15 protein-coding genes and 2 pseudogenes are annotated in these 18,113 nt (G+C 60.6%); 8 read left to right on the forward strand and 9 right to left on the reverse strand.

Annotated elements, in window-relative coordinates; genetic code table 11:
* Positions 1–33 precede the first annotated feature (33 nt).
* The 3 genes and pseudogenes from IVA93_RS20660 (at position 34) to IVA93_RS20670 (ending at position 2,100) form a co-directional block, all read left to right on the forward strand.
* Positions 34–794, forward strand: a pseudogene (locus tag IVA93_RS20660) (IS5 family transposase).
* A gap of 155 nt (positions 795–949) precedes the next feature.
* Positions 950–1,474, forward strand: coding sequence for a (2Fe-2S)-binding protein (locus tag IVA93_RS20665; RefSeq protein WP_247368667.1), 525 nt, complete (start codon positions 950–952; stop codon positions 1,472–1,474).
* 8 nt (positions 1,475–1,482) lie between these two features.
* Positions 1,483–2,100 carry an Isoquinoline 1-oxidoreductase subunit gene (locus IVA93_RS20670; protein ID WP_247368890.1) on the forward strand — a complete coding sequence of 206 codons (618 nt, stop codon included), beginning with the start codon at positions 1,483–1,485 and terminating at the stop codon, positions 2,098–2,100.
* A 119-nt stretch (positions 2,101–2,219) separates the two neighbouring features.
* Here the strand turns inward: IVA93_RS20670 and IVA93_RS20675 are convergent, their stop codons facing one another.
* Positions 2,220–4,373, reverse strand: coding sequence for an autotransporter outer membrane beta-barrel domain-containing protein (locus tag IVA93_RS20675; protein ID WP_247368669.1), 2,154 nt, complete (start codon positions 4,371–4,373; stop codon positions 2,220–2,222).
* Between IVA93_RS20675 and IVA93_RS20680 the strand changes: the two genes are divergently transcribed.
* Positions 4,354–4,968, forward strand: a complete 615-nt coding sequence (locus tag IVA93_RS20680; protein WP_157642964.1) for a hypothetical protein — start codon at positions 4,354–4,356, stop codon at positions 4,966–4,968. The genes IVA93_RS20675 and IVA93_RS20680 overlap by 20 nt on opposite strands.
* 946 nt (positions 4,969–5,914) lie before the next feature.
* On the opposite strand, the gene IVA93_RS20685 is transcribed toward IVA93_RS20680, so the two are convergent.
* Positions 5,915–6,097: a hypothetical protein gene (locus IVA93_RS20685; RefSeq protein ID WP_247368670.1), complete on the reverse strand. Its 183-nt coding sequence runs from the start codon at positions 6,095–6,097 to the stop codon at positions 5,915–5,917.
* Positions 6,098–6,521: 424 nt separating this feature from the next.
* Between IVA93_RS20685 and IVA93_RS20690 the strand changes: the two genes are divergently transcribed.
* On the forward strand, positions 6,522–7,319 hold the full coding sequence (locus IVA93_RS20690) for a helix-turn-helix transcriptional regulator (RefSeq protein WP_247368673.1): 798 nt from the start codon (positions 6,522–6,524) through the stop codon (positions 7,317–7,319).
* Positions 7,320–8,543: 1,224 nt separating this feature from the next.
* On the forward strand, positions 8,544–9,167 hold the full coding sequence (locus IVA93_RS20700; protein ID WP_018456335.1) for a class I SAM-dependent methyltransferase: 624 nt from the start codon (positions 8,544–8,546) through the stop codon (positions 9,165–9,167).
* Positions 9,168–9,271: 104 nt separating this feature from the next.
* Here the strand turns inward: IVA93_RS20700 and IVA93_RS20705 are convergent, their stop codons facing one another.
* The 5 genes from IVA93_RS20705 to IVA93_RS20725 all read right to left on the reverse strand — a co-directional run bounded on the left by IVA93_RS20705 (position 9,272) and on the right by IVA93_RS20725 (position 12,523).
* Entirely contained in the window at positions 9,272–9,685 is a 414-nt protein-coding gene (locus IVA93_RS20705; protein WP_247368676.1) for an MAPEG family protein, read from the reverse strand.
* A 45-nt stretch (positions 9,686–9,730) separates the two neighbouring features.
* Entirely contained in the window at positions 9,731–10,216 is a 486-nt protein-coding gene (locus tag IVA93_RS20710) for an SRPBCC family protein (RefSeq protein WP_247368678.1), read from the reverse strand.
* The gene (locus IVA93_RS20715; protein ID WP_018456332.1) at positions 10,213–10,530 is read right to left on the reverse strand and encodes an ArsR/SmtB family transcription factor; all 318 of its coding nucleotides are present in this window, start codon (positions 10,528–10,530) and stop codon (positions 10,213–10,215) included. The genes IVA93_RS20710 and IVA93_RS20715 overlap by 4 nt, the downstream gene beginning before the upstream one ends.
* 343 nt (positions 10,531–10,873) lie before the next feature.
* Complete coding sequence (locus IVA93_RS20720; RefSeq protein WP_247368680.1) at positions 10,874–11,857, reverse strand: alpha/beta hydrolase family protein; 984 nt, start codon at positions 11,855–11,857, stop codon at positions 10,874–10,876.
* Positions 11,858–12,184: 327 nt separating this feature from the next.
* Entirely contained in the window at positions 12,185–12,523 is a 339-nt protein-coding gene (locus tag IVA93_RS20725) for a DUF8220 family protein (RefSeq protein WP_085352988.1), read from the reverse strand.
* Between the two features lie 600 nt (positions 12,524–13,123).
* On the opposite strand from IVA93_RS20725, the pseudogene IVA93_RS20730 reads away from it, so the two are divergent.
* A pseudogene (locus tag IVA93_RS20730) lies at positions 13,124–14,004 on the forward strand (DUF418 domain-containing protein).
* Positions 14,005–14,249: 245 nt separating this feature from the next.
* On the opposite strand, the gene IVA93_RS20735 reads toward IVA93_RS20730, so the two are convergent.
* Positions 14,250–15,068 carry a methyltransferase domain-containing protein gene (locus IVA93_RS20735; protein WP_247453829.1) on the reverse strand — a complete coding sequence of 273 codons (819 nt, stop codon included), beginning with the start codon at positions 15,066–15,068 and terminating at the stop codon, positions 14,250–14,252.
* 581 nt (positions 15,069–15,649) lie between these two features.
* On the opposite strand from IVA93_RS20735, the gene IVA93_RS20740 reads away from it, so the two are divergent.
* Positions 15,650–16,870 carry a hypothetical protein gene (locus IVA93_RS20740; RefSeq protein ID WP_240543387.1) on the forward strand — a complete coding sequence of 407 codons (1,221 nt, stop codon included), beginning with the start codon at positions 15,650–15,652 and terminating at the stop codon, positions 16,868–16,870.
* 149 nt (positions 16,871–17,019) lie between these two features.
* Here the strand turns inward: IVA93_RS20740 and IVA93_RS20745 are convergent, their stop codons facing one another.
* Positions 17,020–17,724: a GrlR family regulatory protein gene (locus IVA93_RS20745; RefSeq protein WP_018456325.1), complete on the reverse strand. Its 705-nt coding sequence runs from the start codon at positions 17,722–17,724 to the stop codon at positions 17,020–17,022.
* Positions 17,725–18,113: the final 389 nt, after the last annotated feature.

Here is an 18,113-nt window from a genome sequence, read left to right on the forward strand (position 1 = left end):
TGGTGCCAAGTTGATTCGGCACGGGGGACTTCGATGCGCAAAGGACTGTTCTGGCTCAACGACAAGCAGTGGGCTCAGATAGAGCCGCATCTGCCAACAAACCAGACCGGCCCGGCGCGCGAAGACGATCGACGCATTATCAGCGGTATCATTCACATGCTCCAGTGCGGCGCACGCTGGCGCGATTGCCCGTCCGACTATGGCCCTTACACGACGATCTACAATCGGTTCAATCGCTGGGCTAAGCGCGGACATTGGCAGGCGATCTTTGAAGCGCTCGCCCGCTGCGGCAAGGACCGAGTGGCTTTGTCGATCGACTCCACCTCGATCAAAGCGCATCGCTCGGCGAGCGGCGGAAAAGGGGGGAGTGTGAACAGGCGATCGGCCGCTCGCGCGGTGGGCGGACCACGAAAATCCACGCGCTGAGCGACCCTGATTGCAAACCTTGCGCATTTCATCTCACTCCGGGACAAGCCGCAGACATTGCCGCAGGGCCGGCCCTTTTGAAGCTCGCGCCGCCCATGTCTTCCCTCATTGGGGACAAAGGCTACGATGGCGACGGCTTTCGCGCCGAAATCGTCAATCGCGGCGCGAAACCCGTCATTCCAAACAAATCCAACCGGGTAACCCTCCACAGCTTCAGCAAGCGCCTCTATAAAGGGCGCAATGTTATCGAGCGCTGTTTCTGCCGGCTCAAGGATTTCAGGCGTGTTGCTACTCGCTACGACAAACTTGCCAGAAACTTCTTGGCCGCCGTCCACCTCGCCGCTCTCGTCGCTTATTGGATCAATTGAGTCTGAACCCTAGTACCAGACGAAGCGCCGAAGGGCATGGCGGAGGTCGTGATGATCCCGATCGTGCCGGCGCTGATCAACGCCATCCACGACGCCACCGGCCATCGCTTCCGTGCGCTGCCGGTCACCGCAAGCCTATTGAAGGGAGTGCTCGCGTGACGACCCTCAGCCTCACCATCAACGGCCAGAAGCACGGCCCGATGGACGTCCGCGACGATCTCTCGATGAACGATTTTCTGCGCGAGATGCTGGGCATGACCGGCACCAAGTTCGGCTGCGGCGCCGCGCAATGCCTGAGCTGCGCCGTCATCATCGATGCGCCCGACGGCACCAGCACCACCAGCCCGACCTGCGTCGCGCCGGCCGTGAATTTCGACGGCAAGTCGATCCGCACCGTCGAGGGGCACGCGCGGGACGGCGAGCTCTCGACCCTGCAAAAGGCCTTCATCGAGCATTTCGCCTTTCAGTGCGGCTATTGCACCGCCGGCTTCCTCAATGAGAGCCAGGTCCTGCTGGAGCGCCTGTCGCGGACACCGGTCGCGCGCGAGGCGCTGGAGCAGACCATCGCGGATGCGCTCGACGGTCATCTCTGTCGCTGCACCGGCTACGTCAAATATCACGAGGCGGTGCGCGACGTGATCCTCGCCGACTCGAAGCGCTACCTCATGGCCACCAAGTGACGCGCATCATGATCTCCGACGTGCGGTTCAAGATGATTGCCGTGGTCGCCGCCCTCGCCGGCAGTTTCGGTGCGGGCTACGCGGCGTCGGAGACGGCAGGTCACGCCCTCGCCTCGCCCGAGAGCTTTGCCTCGATCGGCGACACAGAGAAGCGCTCGGCCGCAATCCTCACCGAGCTCGGCAAGGTGCTGACGCATCCGCGTTGCACCAATTGCCATCCGGCCGGCGACAGGCCGCACCAGGGCGACAATGTCCGCTTGCATCAGCCGCCGGTGACGCGCGGCGCAGACGGCCATGGGCTCGAGGGGATGCGCTGCAACACCTGCCACCAGCAGGCCAATTTCGAGCCTGGCCGCATGCCCGGCCATCCCGAATGGCATCTCGCCCCGCGCGAGATGGCCTGGGAGGGCAAGACCGTCGGCGAGATCTGCGAGCAGATCAGGGATCCGGCGCGCAATGGCGGGCGCAAGGTGGAAGACCTGATCGACCATATCGGCAAGGACACCCTCGTCGGCTGGGCCTGGAAGCCCGGCTTCGGCCGCTCGCCCGTGCCGGGCACGCAACAGCAGGCCGGCGCGCTGGTGGAGGCCTGGGTGAAGACCGGAGCGGCGTGTCCGGCGCGGTGACGACGTCGAAGCGGTCCGTTCCGCGAACGGAGTTCAGTCGAATTTGTAGTTCATGCCGAGCGTCATCATGTCATGGCGCTGCTTGACCATCTCCGACGGCACCGCTGCCCCCGAGGGGTTCACCACGCATATCGCACCACGCCCTTGCCGGCGTAGCTGCGCGTCACGCTGGAGAACTCGCCTTCGAATGTCGCGGCGGTCGACCAGCCGTTCATCCATCTGGTTTCGGCGGATGCCGTGACCAGCGCGGACTCGGAAGCCTGCGCCGCGCCGTTGACGAAGAAGCTGGCGCCCGGCAGCGTCTGGAACGTCGCACCAATGCCGCGCTCGGGATTGAAATCATGCGCCCAGGCCACGCGGCCGCGCAGCGTCAGCATCGCGCTCTGCATGGCAAAGGATTTGTCGGCGCGCAGACCGAGTTCGCTGCGGGTGTCGGTCACGCTCTTCGCATTATAAGCGAGTGCAAAGGTGTTGGCGCCCGAGACGACACCTTCCGCATAGGCCGGCAGGTCGAAGGTGGTGAACTGGCCTGCCGCATACGGCGTGAAGCCAATCCCGCCGATCACGGGCACCACGAAGCGGTAGCCGCTCTCGACACGGCCGGACCAGGCATTGGCATTGAACTGCGCGCGCAGGCGATCGATGCCGGCAATCGTCACGGTGCGATCGGTGGTGACGTCCTGCCAGCCATAGGCGAGCGCGCCGGAGAGATAAGCGGCTCCCACCGTATGGCGCACGAAGGCACCGGCCTGGAACAGGTCGGAGCGTCCGCCGCCACCGTTGACGACGCTGAAATTGGTGCCGCCGCCGGCAAGTGCAAAGCCGACCAGCGTGTCGCGCGAGATGCGATAGTCGGCGCCGACAGCGGTGCCATAGAGGCTGCTGCTGGTGTTGTTCGAGCCGGCGATCGAGTTGCCGTCGGTCTTCTGCGAGCCGCCGAAGCCCGCCGCCCACACGCTCCAGCGCTGCTGGAACGGCACCGCAGCTGGTGCCTTGGTATAGATCGCCGCCAGCGCGTCGTTCGGGCTGCGCTTCCTCGCGGCATAGGCGAGCGCTTGCTCGTCGGCGTAACCGGTTGCGTTGCCGCCGGCGGTTGCACCGTCACCGCGTCCGGCGACGAACGGATCGGTCATCACCCCCATGAACTGGTTCATCGCATTGAAGGTGGACTGCTGCGACCCGGTCGCGGTTTCGCCGGAGACCTGCGTCAGGGCGGTGGCGAGACCGGAGCCGGTCAGAGCGAACAGCGCGTTGAAGCCCGCCGGCATGTTGGCGCCGGCCAGGAGCGCATTGTCGATTCCGGCCGCGACGTTCTTCTGGTTGATATTGGCATTGGCGGGCAGGTTCGGCGACAGCAGGCCGGGATCGACCGTCAGTAATACCTCGTTGCCGACATAACTCACCCGCGCATTGCGGGCGAAACTGTTGCCGGCGAGAACGCCCGCCGTGTCGAAGGTGCCGTTGACGGTGCCCGCGATCATGATGGTGTAGGTGGTGGTTGCGCTGATGCGCGCCAGCGGATCGACCGTGACCTTGCCCGCAAGGTTGGCGGTGCCGGTCACAACCGTCATGTCGCTCGATGCGCCCGATATCTGCACCAGATAGGTCGATGCCGCCGTCAATGTCAGGCTGCCGCTCACCGTCAGCGTGCCGATCGAATTGCCCGGCGCCAGCGTGCCGCCGTTGACGTTGGTGTTGCCGACGATGCCGCTGCCGCCGAGCGTGCCGCCGGGATTCACGGTGACGCCGCTTGCCGAGGTGATATCGCCGTTGACCGCCAGCGTGCCGCCGTTCACGGTGGTCGCGCCGGTGTATGTGTTGATAGCGGACAGCGTCATCGTGCCGGTACCAACCTTGACGAGTGAGGCGCCGGTGCCGCCGACAGCGCCACCGTCGGCAATGACACCGGTGACGTTGGTGGAGAGGTTGTTGCCGCCGACCGTCAATTCGTTCTGACCAAGGCTGAAGAGCCCGGCGCCATTGATCGAGCCGGCGCTGAGCTTGTGATCATTGTTGGGCCCTGTCGAGTCGCTGAAATCCGTAACGCTCGAAGCGCCGTTGGTGATGGCGGCGTTGCCGCCCGTCGCGAAGTTAGCGAATTCCAGGCTGCCGTTGTTGATGATGGTGGCGCTGCCGCCTGTGCTGGTGTCAGCGAATTGCAGCCCGTTGTTGTTGATGATGGTGGCGCTGCCGGCGGTGCTGGCGTCCAGGAAGTCGAACCCGCCACCGTTGGTAATGGCGGCGCTGCCGGCCGTGCTGGTGTTCGAGAACACCAACGACCCGGCACTGATAGCGATAGTTGCGTTGCCCGCCGTGCTGCTCATGGCAAATGTAAGGCCGTTGCTGCTGGCGATGATGGCGCTGCCGGCGGTGCTGGTGTCGCGGAATTGCAGTAGATTGCTATTGGTGATGCCGGCGCTGCCGGCCGTGCTGCTGTCGCGGAATTGCAGTACCCCGCTAGCGCTGATGGCTGCGCTGCCGGCCGTGCTGCTGTTGCGGAAAATGACGACGCTACCGGCTGCCCCGTTGATGGTGGCGCTGCCCGCCGAGCTGGTGCCGTTGAAGGCAACGGAACCGCCGACGATGCTGGTGATGGCGGCGCTGCCTGCCGAGCTGCCGTCGCTGAAAACGAGCGAGCCATTGCGGTTGATGATCGTGGCGCTGCCGGCCGTGCTGCTGTTAGCGAAACTGATGGTGCTGCTGAAGCTGTTGGTGATGGTGGCGCTGCCGGCCGTGCTGCTGTCGTTGAAACCGATCGTGATGCCGTTTGCAGTGTTAGTGATGGTGGCGCCGCCCGCCGAGCTGCTGCCGTTGAAAGCGATGGAGCTCCGGAAGCCGCTGTTGGTGATCGTGGCGCTGCCGCCCTGAACGCTAATGCCGGCACCGCTGAAAGTGAGAGTTTGAAGGAAGTTGTGGTTGTCGAGAACATAGTTCGAGGCGCCTGGACTGAAGGTCCAACCGCCGACCGTGGTGTCGGCCGAGAGCGTCAGCGCGGTCGTGTTCGAGCTGCCAAACAATGCGGTGCCGACTGGCACCGTCGCCGGGGCCCAGTTTGCGGCGGTGTTGTAGTCGGCAGTGCCAGGGTTGGCCAGCCAGGTCGCATCCTGTCCCAACGCCGGGACCGCGATCCCGACCAATCCGGTTGATGCCAAAGCCAGCAGCGCGGCCCGTCCGTTCGAAAACCGTCCAAAGCCCGACATTGCCCCACCTGACATCTTGTTGTGAATGCTGCTGCTGTTTTGCAGCCGCGTCGTCGAACCGAGCTTGACCTTCATGACGTAACTCCAGAAACGCTCTTGTTTGCCGTGTCGACGACCGGGAATGTCTCGCGACCGGAGCACGAAACAGAAAAGCGTTGCATGGCTGGATCCTTGAAAACGGCAAACAATCGTCACGGCGCGACGATTGCGAGGCGGGGTGGTATATCGGCAACGTGTTCTGCACGCGCTTAAGTTCTGCGGAGGCCCGCTCAACTATGTCGTTACGCAGAGAGAATCCGTCTTCCCAGTCACCGCGCCGAATATCGCGTCACACGAGGGGTCTGAGAACTACCTAGAAAGGTGGTTCGCTGCGATTTATGAGCGCCGGCGCATCGACTCCGCGGATCGGTTTGCAATCCAGGAGCGCCGTCAATCGCACGACAGGCATATCGGCTCAGGTTGGGAATGCGCGCCCTCGTTGCTCGAAACATGTCCGCAGATGATCCAGGCGGCGGCGTGCACGATGAGGAATGCGGCGGCGACTGCCAGCAGCCAGCCCGTTTCATTGTGGGCATGGGATCGGGCCGCCAATCTTGTTTGCGTCACTCTGCTCGTCACCATTCTTGTTCTCCGGACGTTTTTTGGGCTTCGTTTCCGAGCAAATGCTCACATTGGCGTATGACGCGGCTCGCCAGGCGGCGCCGCGACGCATGCAGTGCCGAGATGATGAAAGCGACGATGCCGTGCTCTTCTGGCTCGACGAGCCGATCAGAAACCCGGCAGGCTGGCCGGATCATGAGATTTCCATGCCAATCAACTTCCGAGAGCGACGGAAACGCGTGCAAAAGCGGCTTGATCAGGGAACGCTAACGCCCGGGGCGGATCGACACCCTTGCCGGTGGCTGCTGCGCAAAGGCTGAGAGTGTAATCAGCACCGCGGATGACAGGGCGAGGAAAAAACCGCGCCGCCATCGCCTCTCCGTCCGGCCTTCGCCAGGCCTTTGAGGCCGGCGCGCGCCCGTCGTCGTACGCATCGTCGATCTCCCAATGTCGTTACGCTGAGAGAATCTGTATTCCCGGTAACCGTGCCGATATCGCGCCATTTGGTGCATCTGAGAACTACCTGGAAAGGTGGTTCGCTGTACTTTATGTATGCTCGCGGAGATCGAAGGCCTCTGGGGTCGCCTCTGAGCTCGGCGACCGGCACAATCTGGAAATGACATGCATCTCTCCACGGATCCCATCGATCCGCTAAATCAAGACGTCTATGCGCTCTGGGATCAGCTGGCCGACTTCTCGGTCGCCGACAGTGACGCCGCGCTGACCCACCTGCTGTCCGCACTGCGCACCATGTTGTCGGCACGCAATGTGCTGTGGGGCGTGGTCGTGCGATTGCCTTCGCCGAAGCGGACCGATCCCCTGCTCGGCTGGCGTCCGCGTCTCGTCAGGGTGCTGGACCCGATACCGGCGGTGGCGGCATCCGTGCAGAAGCAGTACGATACGCTCTGGTCCGACGACGTCGACCTGTCCCAGATCTTGTCAATGTTGGGCGACGAGCCGTTCCGCGTCCGCCTGCTGTTCGAAACGCTGCCGCCGGAATGGTTCAAGGGCAAGCACTATCGGCGCCACTATCTGGACGTCGGCTTCGCCGACAGCATCTCCGTGCGCATTGCGCTCAATGACGATTTGAGGATTCGCCTGTTCGTATTTCGTGATGCGCAGCAACCCCGCTTTACGGCACAGGACGGCCAGCGTCTGGGCTTCGTGATGCGCGCCTTGAGATGGTTTCACCGTCAACAATTGCTCAGCCACGGACTGCTCATCGCCAACGCGCCCCTCACACCCGCTGAACGCCGCGTGTTGCTCGGACTGCTCGCCGGGGACACGGAAAGGCAGATCGCGCAGAAGCTCGAGCAAAGTCCGAACACCACGCATTTCCACGTCAAGTCGATCTACGCCAAGTTCGCCGTGCGCAGTCGCCAGTCCCTCGCCGCGCTGTGGCTCGGCAGGCTGCGATAACGGCTGAAGCCGCAGGGCCGCCCTGGATGCCCTTCCCTTTCTGGCTCGTCTCGGACCTCGCTGAGATGCAGGAAGATGAATACGACAGCGATCGTTGGTCACGTTGGCGCTCGTAAACGTTGCCGAGGACAGCCAATTCTCGATTCGATGCGCACTTTCGGTTAGTCCCGCTGCGCGGATCATGGCTTCCCGAAGGGGGCCATGGGGGCAGCCTGTTTGCATCGCCTTCGAGGCGGTTAGCCTCGAGCATAAGCCTATTCTGCAACGACAATGTGGGTTGTACGGCTTTGGTGCGCATAGTGCTCTCCGGGTAGGAGGCGGGAGCGCGATACTCTCAGTCACCGATACATGCCGATGGCGGGGCGGTGATCGGCTGAGTCTACGCCCTATATGTGGGTTAAGCCACTGATGCCTTGGACAAGCTGAGCGATTGCGACAAAGAAAGGCAGGACGGGGCTAAAATCAAACCGGGCCACTGAGGTGGGAAACAGGCCAGCGCCCCTATCGAGGTCGAAATAGGCCGCTCTGAGTTTCGAAATTCCCCCTAAACGAAAACGCCACCAAGCCCAATAATGCTCAGTGGCGCCACGTTGGAACTGGAAACCGCAATCCTCCAGTAGACATTGGTCGGACCGCCGGCGTTTAGGTTCAACGCGGCCTCACTGTTGCTCGGGTTTGCAATGGAAAGCGGCCTTCTTGGCAGGCGCAGCTTCGATTAATTCGGTTATGCCATCGAGCGTAATTCGGTCGGTGATACGTGATGCTATGTACTTGTACCGCGCAATGCGCTGGTCGATCTCGTCACATTTCTCACACATAGCTCACCGCGATTGTCAAAGGCGGGAGCGTGCAGGACTCTCTGTCACCGATAAAAGCCAAGGACCGGGCGGCGATCACGAGACTCTAAACCAGATACTCAGTTCCAGATACAGGAACGAATTTGGGCCACTTCTTAATCAACTTGGGCCGGTAGCGTGGGAAACCGGCTCAACGAAGCAATCTTAGAAGTGATCGCCAGCTCGGAATTTGCAGGTCATGGTCCGCCTTGGTCACCTGACGAGATCGCCGTCCGGGTCTAGAATGCAGACCTCCGGACATCCTGCCGTGGCAGGCCGCGCTGTCGCCGCGCTTCACGCAGGAGCGCCGAGGGCGAGAACACTGAAGGGATGGAGTAATGCTTGCGGTCGAGTATTGGCGGGGTCAGCATGGAAGGGATCGGGTTTCATGACGATTTCAGGCCGGGCGGCCCATTGGGAGAACGTATACGAGAGCAAGGGCGAACGCGAGTTAAGCTGGTTCCAGGAGAGCCCGTCGCCTTCGCTCGAATTGATCGCACTGGCCGCCGCAGAGCTTACCTCACCGATTGTTGACATCGGCGGTGGGGCGGCTCGGCTGGTCGATGCGCTGCTGGCGGCTGGATATGCAGATCTGACCGTCCTTGATCTGTCCGACGCGGCGCTCGCGGCCTCGCGTGCACGGCTCGGTGCCGCTGGCGACGCCGTGCATTGGATCGTCGCCGATGTGACGACATGGCAGCCAGCGCGCCATCATGACATCTGGCACGACCGTGCAGCGTTCCATTTTCTCACCGCGCCGGAAGAACAAGCGGCTTATGTCGCGTGCGTCCGAAGAACCGTAAAAATTGGCGGTCATGTCATCATCGGCACATTCGCAATCGATGGTCCGGAGAAATGCAGCGGCTTGCCCGTGACACGTCACACCGCTGACAGCATCACCGCACTGCTCGGCGCCGGCTTCACATTGACGGATCATCGGCGTCATAAGCACGCGACGCCGTGGCAATCGGTACAGAATTTCCAGTTCAGCAGCTTCATCAGATCATGCTGAATTTCACGCTGCAGCCCACGTCTGCAGGGCCACAACTTGCGAATTGCACAGATCACTCGCTTCGGGCCAAAAGCCGCTGTCGTCAGGCGGCCAGCGTTGATACCCTAGTGGATGGCTGCCAGGGCGGTTACGACAATGAGGATGACCGTTACGAGGGCACCTGAAACATAGAGAATGGTTCTGACGCTGCCGCCTTTGGCCGCGTTACCGCCGCGCAAATAGACCGCAACGTGGATCAGACGAATTGCGACATAGACCCATACAAGCGTTGCAAGCGTGACGGGTCTTACCCCTACCAACGTAGCCAGGACTGTCGGGACGACAAAAGGCGGCAGCGCCTCCACTGCGTTCATGTGGACGCGATCGATCCGGTACAGCAGGTTATCGTCATCCAACGGCAAGACAGGTCCGGAGAGTGCCCCGGCCCTGCCTTTGGAGAATCCTGAATAGACCGCCAGCAAAATTGACAGGAGGCAAAGGGCAAGCACCCCGACAATGCTAAGCCAGTAGGCTGTCATAAGGACCTCCGCAAATGCGATCACGTCGCATAGGTTACGCGGATATCATGTCTCGCGGGCTATCCGCTCGGCGAACCGTTTCAGGTAGAGCGGCCAACCCTGATCGCCTTCAACGCCTTCGCTCACGCCTTCCCAACCTTGGCCATGACGTTCGAGGTGACGGTGCTCAAGTTCCAATCGAGTCCGGCTTGGCGTCTCGGCAATGAACCGCACCTCCCATTCACTGGTCTTGTCTGGATCGGTTTCGATTTGCCAGCGCGGGCTGATGTCCCAGCTTAGAAGCACGCGATTCGGCGGCTCAAAAGCCAACACACGCGCCCAGCGGCATTCGCTGCCGTCGACACCTCGATCATAGATGTGACCGCCGACCCGGGGCTCGAACACGGTCTCTGCGATGGGCACGGAGAGCAGATTGTGCTCGCGTGGTTTGAAGCTGCCGAAGTCTTCCGTAAAGACCTTAAACGCGCGCTCGATAGGCGCCTCAACCACGATCGATTGTTTGATGGGTGCCGCCGATACACGGATGCTCATTTCTGGTCCTCCACTGATTTTTCTACGGCCACTTTGTACGCAGCCAGTGTGCTGCTCCAGAACCGGTCAAGCCAGGCGCGCATCTGGCTGAGCCCCGCTGGATCGATGTGATAAATGTTGCTGGCTCCCTTCGGCTCGGCACGAACCAAATGAGATTCGCGCAGCACCTTCAGATGCTGAGAGACGGCTGACTGGGAGACAGTCAGTTCACGGGTGAGTTCAACGACAGTGCGCGGCCGCGCGCCCAGCAATGCGAATATTCGTCTGCGGGTCGAATCGCCCAGAGCGGCCAGTTGCACGCTGTCTTTCGCCATGCTTCGCCGAAGGGTTGCCGTTACGGTAGCGGATCTATCATTAGCCATAACTAATGATAAGCATAAACTAATGATCTCGTCAAACGTGATGATATTGGGCCAGACGTCAGCTTGGGCTCACTTGCCGACCTCGCCGCGGTCGCACGTCAGGCCTGCGTTACCCTCTCGGCAGACATCCGAGATCTCTGAGTAACCGTTCTGGGCCCGCCTCATCAGCTTGAGCGATGCCGCCAATCGCAGGCTGCGCTTCCCAGCGAGTGCGATGCCTTCGAGCTCGCCGCGAGATAGTAGAAGAACGCATCGCCGCCCAGGATGCGGCCGTCCATCGCGCATAGATCGGCTGCTAACGGCTCTCGCCCTGGCGAACGAGAGTCTCTCGAAAGAAATTGATGATGCTGGCGTTGAACTCGCGATGGAATGCCGTCCTGTCGAAACCCGGCGGGTCAGTACAGAAGCGAGGAAGCTTCTCCGCGAACTCTGCTGTGCATGGCGACAGGAAAGCAAAATGACCGGCAGGCACCACGCGCACTTCCTTTTTGCCGGGCAGCGACTGAGCAACGAGCGCTGAGTTTTTCGGGTCTACGCCTGCGCCGCCAAACTCTGATCGCCAGATCAGCAGCGGGATTGTGATGTCTGCCAAGCGGTCGGCGGGAAAGGCAAAGTTAATTGCCGTATCGGCGAGCACTGCGGCTCGGATACGAGGTTCGTGAGGCAAGCTGCTTGGTATGTCGCCGCTACGGAGTTGCTCGCATGCCCGCGTTCGGTTCGCGTCCGAGCAGTAGAGCGCAAATCTCCGGAGATCGGGATTGCCGCCCGCCAACACCAATCCGGTATAGGCGCCGAGCGAAAACCCAAAGAAGCCGATCCTGGAGGAATCAATCGCAGCCCGGTCTTTCCAGTCATTCAAGATGAAATCAAGCAATCGGATAATGCTGGCGGGCCGGGTTGCCAGAATGGAAAGGCTGTCTCGTTGCGAGGAATCGTTTCCATTGTCACCCGGAAGGTTGATCGAGGCGACGACAAATCCAGCGTTTGCCAGGGCCTGCACCGTGTCATCGTGTTGTCCGAACCAACCGCCGCGTCCGTGCGAGACGATCACGAGTGGCAAGTTCGTTCCTGTGACGGGACAGTCCTTCGTACCTTCAATCGATTCCATGAATTGGACAGTGAGTTTGCCGAGGGGCACTCGTTGCGCCGCTGCTGCGCAAGGGTACCATATAGCGCCAGCCAGATTTGGATCGGTATCCAGAAGCTGAACACCGGCAGCTTGCACAGGCGACATCAAGCAGCCGAGTACGGCAGCACAGATCCAATACAGTTTGGCCATCAGTGCCCCCATTCGCCAGCGAACTCTCGGATCAAACTTGGCCGAACTGTGCCGCATTGACTGCCGCTACCAGCCTCGCGCAGCTTGCACGTCGGTCCGCCTCCCGCTGAGCCGCAAGCAAGCAAGCAAGATGAAAAGACCAATAAAACGCAGGGAAACGCGCCCATCGCAGCCCCGAACAACATGTGCGCAGCGTAGGTAGAGCTTGCCAAAAGGCAAGCTTCGGCTCTGTGACGTTGTTCACAATTATAATCTGGCTGGTCGTCCGAACGTCTGCAACGGGTTACAAGCCGACATCGCCGCGAGTCGCAGGGCCAGATACAGGCCCTAACGTTTGCTGGCAAACAGCTTGCGCTGCGCAAGATTAACGTAAGAATCGGGCCAATCGACCTCTCTCTTAGATTCCGGAAGAGATTGCCTCCGGTCGGCATACTCGAAGTACAGCGTCCCGTGGACACCTTGCGCATCGCGCTTCAAAATGGGGCGCTCCCATACGGGCGACAATATTCGCAAAGCCTGCTCTTCCCCAGCGCGTTCGGTAAAGTCCTCAATCAACTCCATGTCTTGGCCCGGGCCGGGAAAGATAGCAGCGAACTCATCATCGGTCGCTTGAAACAAGCTGAACGTCGCGTTGACCGCGCGATCTATAATCTGAATGTTCTTCAAGCTCTCCTCCCGGAATCCACGACCATAGGCTCTCTAGTACCGATGCACCGAAGTCCGCTGCAGGCCAATACCAGAACTGAACTGGCCCAATCTCCTGCCCCAACCTATAGTGCTCGTGCAATGGTCGCCATAAGCTGTGAGAGCCGCTCCGGCCCTGTAAACCCAATCGAAACTATCGATGTGCTTCGCGGCCTGGCGTTGCTCGGCGTCCTTGCTATTAACGTCGTCACTGAATTCCGCGTCTCAATCTTCGAGCAGTTCTTACCCGCCGGGCGACCGGCACCTCCGTTTGACCGCGCGGTCGAGACAGTCTTGATGCTCGCGGTCGATATGAAGGCATTTGCCCTGTACTCACTGTTATTCGGAGTTGGACTTGCCATTCAATATGAGCACCTCTCGACGAACCCGCATCGCGCGCTTCTGTTGTTTCGCCGTCTGATCGCCTTGCTGACGTTTGGACTGATTCACCTTTTCTTGATCTGGAATGGTGACATTCTTACCGAATATGCGATCGCAGGGTTAGTCGTCCTACCATTCCTGTTTGGCCCCCGCTGGCTGCTTTCATGCGGCGCGGCGACATTCCTGGCGCTGTATTTGGCCATGCAGGTGTGGTCCCCTCCTGGATTGTTTCCCAGCTTGGCTTCGTTGCAACGCCATGTGCTTGAAGCCAATCAGGTCTATGCAGGGGGCAGCTTCGGGCAGGTGCTGGCGTTCCGGGTCAGCGAAATCCCCGTGATCGTTCCTCTCCACATCTACGTATTCCCGCGGACGATAGGGCTATTTTCGATTGGTGCCCTCGTCTGGCGCAGCAATGCCTTGAGGAAGCGAGATCGTCCACTCCTGTTCTTGACAGCAATCAGCTGTACTGGGCTAGGCGCAGTCTTGATCCTCCTAAGAGTAAGCGGCGTCGTAGCGGGCGTCGGTCTCCGCGCACTGGCCACTCCCACCGGCACGATCCTGCTGGCTTTCGGCTACGGTGCAATGATCATCGCCGTCGCCGATCTGGCGAACGGCAAGCGATTGCTGGGCTGGGCTGCGCCGCTAGGGCGCATGGCATTCACGAATTACCTCGCTCAGTCCATGATCTTTGGCTGGATTTTCTACGGATACGGCCTCGGGCTATTTGGGCAGCTCGGGGCGGCCGAAGCACTGCTATCGGGCTTTTCGTCTACGTCTGCCAGGTATTTGTCAGCGGTTGGTGGTTAGACCGGTACAGGTACGGCCCGGTCGAATGGTTATGGCGGACACTGATGTACGGCATACTGCAGCCGATGTCTCATGATCGTCTGACCAGCTCGAGCAAGCGCCCAGCCGAGGTCTGCCAGGGGTCAAAGGCTGCCCTCTTCAGCCAGCATAACCTTGGTCGGGTCACTTGCACGAAGCGGACATCGCCGCGCTCTGGGCTGAGGTCAGCCACGGGCCAGAAGCGGGCATCGCCAAATGAGCCCCCCGCTCAAGCCTCATCGTGCAAGGATGGATGAAGTTCACTCCCCTCAGGACGGTGCATCGCTCGGAGGTCGACGACCGGATGGCATTCGGCTTTGAACTTTAGGAGCTGATGCTTGGAGGAGTTCGATGGAGCGCTTGATTAGCGCGACCATCGCGGCAGGACTGATAAGTGCAAAAGTGCTCAAAAGTCCCGTGCAAACCGGCGGATCATCCACTCCCTCGGGGGCCGCGCGGCTAGGCCAGCGGTCCGCTAAGGGCCATGCCGTCAGCGGACGTATCAAGCAGTTGCGGTGAGTAGGTGAGCCGCTATCGGCAACGATAACCCGCTACTACCCACGTATTTTCCCAACTCCAACTTGGTATCTTCGGCCAGGTGTTCGCGAGCCACCTCGCTTGCTTGCGATACATGACTGGCCAGTGGCGAACCCGCAACATAGCTAGGTACAAATCGTTCGACGGATGGAAACTCGATGGCACCGACCCTCCGTTGAACCGTGATATCCTGAAAGTTCGCAGCAGCGACAAGTCGGCTCAGCTCATCGGCATCGGCGAGTCCAAATGGAGCTCGCATGATTGTGGCCGCCGCTGGACCGATGTGGCGCTCCAGTATTTTGGCTAAAGATTCAAACCCGGGACTTTGATCGATGCCGCACCACACCATGAGGGCGAGCCTTCCCCTTGAAGATAGAACTCTGCGCATTTCGCGCAAAGCAGCTGGTCTGTCGGCGAAGAACTGGAGGCCGAGTTGGCAGTACGCAATATCAAACGCGCTGTCAGCGGACGGCAGTTTGTCTGCACTGGCCTCCTGCCATTGAACCGAGGCAGCGTCATCGGCCATCCCGAGCGATCGTGCCACGTTCAACATGCCAGGATTGAGATCGATGCCCGTCACGATCCCGGTAGGGCCCACCTTCACCGCCGCGAGGCGCGCCACTATTCCAGTGCCGCAAGCAATATCGACTACGCGTTCGCCCAGCTTCGGCCGAGCGAGGTCTATCAGGACGGGGGCCCATGGGCCAAACACAGCCGGGACCAACTCCCGTTCGTACACTTCGGGCGCACTACCAGCGACCTGCCACTGACCTTGCTGCTCCATCAGATGATGCCAAAAGGACGTTCGCTCCTGCGCTTATAGCTCAACACAGCGATGTCCGCCACGGGTGGTCAAAAGCGCGTCCGCTCCCTCAGCGAAGTGCAGGCTCTTTTCGAGCTTGACGGCGAAATAGTTGCGAGGGGCGGCGGTGCAATCACAGCCCGATGGCATCGCTCCGCATCTTCGATCTGAAGTCGAAGATTTTCCAGTTCTGAGAGCCGGCAATAGAGGTCGTTGAGCCGAGAGGCCAGCTCAGCTTGAAAGTCCTGCATGATCGCCCCCATTACTCAAATTCGCTACCGGACCGCGAATTAAAGCAGCGGTCGTGCGCGGCTTCATTAAGGCATGTGAATCCCGTTGCGATCCCGATGAGTTCCGAGTATCGGAACCCGACCGTCCACTCCCTCGGGGGGAGCTCGATGCGTCGGACTCCGCGGTGGGTCAATAGCCGTGGGCAGTCAGGGCGGGCGGTCTACCCTCAACTTCGGACATGAGCGGGCACCGCAAGCGCGATTGCGATGGGGCCACTTCCAGACTTCGCCGATGGGTATATAGAATCATCGTCCACCCTGGAGAACGGCCAAGTGGCCCGAATAGAAACCTTCGTATGGATCGTAACGACCTTCATAATCATTTTAGCCACCGCTCCACTACGGGCTTTGGCAACACCGGAAGCGTCTGCATGCGGGTACCTCGCTAGTCAAATTGATAAGGCGCAGCCAGGGCCGTTGTTTTTGCCCAGCTATCCGACCGTGGAATCGGGGCCTCTCCATGGCGCCGCATACCTCTATGACAATGCGGTGGCCGTCATCGCGTTGGTCGGTTGCGGTGAGCGAGACAAAGCAAGTCGGATGGGCGCGGCGATCCTCTGGGCCGTCGATAATGACCGGACCTGGCATGATGGACGGCTCCGAAACGCTTACGCCGCGGGTGTGGTGGCGAATGGCTCCGCCAAACTTCCGGGTTGGTGGGACAATAATCGGAACGAATGGTTGGAGGATCGATATCAGGTGGGAAGCGATGTTGGTAACATGGCATGGGCCATGTTGGCGTTGCTGTCGATTGATGATGTGAACACCGGCTCCCCGTTTCGCGATGGTGCAGCGCGGCTTGGCGCTTGGGTCGCGCAATGGGCCGATACGCGCGGTACTGGCGGTTTCACGGGAGGTACGTTTGGGCACGAACCGACGCCGGAAGTGCGGACGTGGAAATCGACTGAACATAATACTGACCTCGCCGCCGCGTTTGGCCTTCTTGCGATCCGCACAGGCGATTCGCGCTGGCGCGATAAGGCAACGGTTGCCGAGTACTTTGTAAATACGATGTGGGATCCGGGGTGCGTCTGTTTCGCCGCAGGAACCGCTGAAGACGGTGTCACGCATAATCCGATTTTGGCTCTGGATGCCCAGATCTGGCCTTTAACAGCGCTTCACGGAGCGGCCGGGAAATTTGCATCGGCAATGACGACCGCCGAACAGCGAATGAGTGTCGGCGGAGGCTTTTCTTACGGTGAAGACCGAGACGGTGTGTGGACCGAAGGTACGAGCCAAATGGCTCTCTTGATGAAATTGCTCGGCAAGACGAAGAGGGCAGAATCGCTGATCGCTGTCATCGAATCCCAGAGGTCGCCCGATGGTGGGTTCTATGCCACGACTGTCCGCGCGTTACCGACGGGGTTCGTGTTGGACACCGACCCGACCAAGCCGCGAAACTATTTCCGATTGTCACATCTTGGCGCAGCTTCGTGGGCTGCCCTTGCGGAACGTGGGTTCAATCCCTTTACGATGACAAAAGGACTTCCCTAGCTGAGCCGCAGTGCTTCTCGTCTCGGCCGTTTCGATCTGTCCTGATTTCGATATGTCCGCTTGGGGGTCACTTGCCGACATTGCCGCGGCTCGGACGTCAGGCCTGTTCAGCCTCTCGAGCGGAGATCCCAAATCTTTGAGTAACCGCCCTACGCCCGCCGCATCAGCTTGAGCGAGGCCGCGAGCCGCAGGCTGCGCTTGCCGGCGAGCGCGATGCCTTCGAGTTCGCCGCTGTCCGCCGTGCAGGTTCCGGAGAAGCCGATCCCGACCTCATAGCCGCCGAACACGGGGTTCTCGCCTTTTGCCGGCGTATGCTCCTGGTTGAGGATCTCGCCCTTCCAGCGGCCGTCAGCCGAGGAATAGGAGCCGAGATAGTAGAAGAACGCATCTCCGCCGAGGATGCGGCCGTCCATCAGCAGCATGACGCCGGAGAGCCCGGCATCGACGCCGTCGAGCGCGCGCAGATGGATCGCATAGAGCCCGTTCACCACCCCGCCTGGACCGATCGTCCCCTGCGGCGGCAACCCCTCGTCATCGAGCCGCGTGAGATTGGCCCAGAAACCGGCGCCCGGCATCGTGTCCGCGCTGCCCGCGAGACGGATCTGGTTGCCGACGAGTCGGCCGCGCGCGCCGATCGCGGCGACATCAGCCCCCATCAGCGGCTTGTAGTTGGGATCGTCGTTGTGCCGTTCGGTGATGACTTCGGCGATGATCTCGCCGTCGCGCTCGAAATAGCTTCCGAGATGCGCGAAGGCCGAATTTCCGCCCAGCAGCTTGCCATCATGCATGCACATGATGCTGCGGCCGAAGGCATCGTTGACGCCGTATTCAACCTTGTAGAGCCCGTCCAGCAACGCAAGTGACCCGCAAAATCATAAGGAAAGCACGCGCTACCTAGCACTGCCATCGCATCAAGACCATCGGGCTTTTTTCGCGCAGGGCCATTCGCGAAGCCACGCCTGCCATGATGCCATCATGCGCCTGTTTTGCCCGACGGCGCAAGCAATTTCGGCAATTCCGCATATGGCGATTTCACACCATTTGCAGGCCTGTGATTTCAACCACTTGGCTACTGTGCATGGGGTTGTTTTTCGAGTTTTTTTGTTTGGCCGGTCGCGAACGGTCCTTGCGCACTCACCAAAGCCGGCTTCGAACCCGCCGGCCGAGGCGCTACGGCATGATCCGGAAAAATGCGCAGCGGTTTCCCGAAAAGATCATGCTCACAAATAAATCTACAGCGCGT

It is taken from the genome of Bradyrhizobium sp. 155, from assembly GCF_023101105.1.
In the GTDB taxonomy this organism is placed as follows: domain Bacteria; phylum Pseudomonadota; class Alphaproteobacteria; order Rhizobiales; family Xanthobacteraceae; genus Bradyrhizobium; species Bradyrhizobium canariense_D.

What these genes read in the sequence shown, in the direction of transcription:
- IVA93_RS20735 (WP_247453829.1), bottom strand. Translation starts at nt 15,068, where the DNA reads ATGGAGCAGCAAGGTCAGTGGCAGGTCGCTGGTAGTGCGCCCGAAGTG.
- IVA93_RS20710 (WP_247368678.1), bottom strand. Translation starts at nt 10,216, where the DNA reads ATGAGCATCCGTGTATCGGCGGCACCCATCAAACAATCGATCGTGGTT.
- IVA93_RS20705 (WP_247368676.1), bottom strand. Translation starts at nt 9,685, where the DNA reads ATGACAGCCTACTGGCTTAGCATTGTCGGGGTGCTTGCCCTTTGCCTC.
- IVA93_RS20690 (WP_247368673.1), top strand. Translation starts at nt 6,522, where the DNA reads ATGCATCTCTCCACGGATCCCATCGATCCGCTAAATCAAGACGTCTAT.
- IVA93_RS20700 (WP_018456335.1), top strand. Translation starts at nt 8,544, where the DNA reads ATGACGATTTCAGGCCGGGCGGCCCATTGGGAGAACGTATACGAGAGC.
- IVA93_RS20670 (WP_247368890.1), top strand. Translation starts at nt 1,483, where the DNA reads ATGATCTCCGACGTGCGGTTCAAGATGATTGCCGTGGTCGCCGCCCTC.
- IVA93_RS20685 (WP_247368670.1), bottom strand. Translation starts at nt 6,097, where the DNA reads ATGATCCGGCCAGCCTGCCGGGTTTCTGATCGGCTCGTCGAGCCAGAA.
- IVA93_RS20715 (WP_018456332.1), bottom strand. Translation starts at nt 10,530, where the DNA reads ATGGCGAAAGACAGCGTGCAACTGGCCGCTCTGGGCGATTCGACCCGC.
- IVA93_RS20720 (WP_247368680.1), bottom strand. Translation starts at nt 11,857, where the DNA reads ATGGCCAAACTGTATTGGATCTGTGCTGCCGTACTCGGCTGCTTGATG.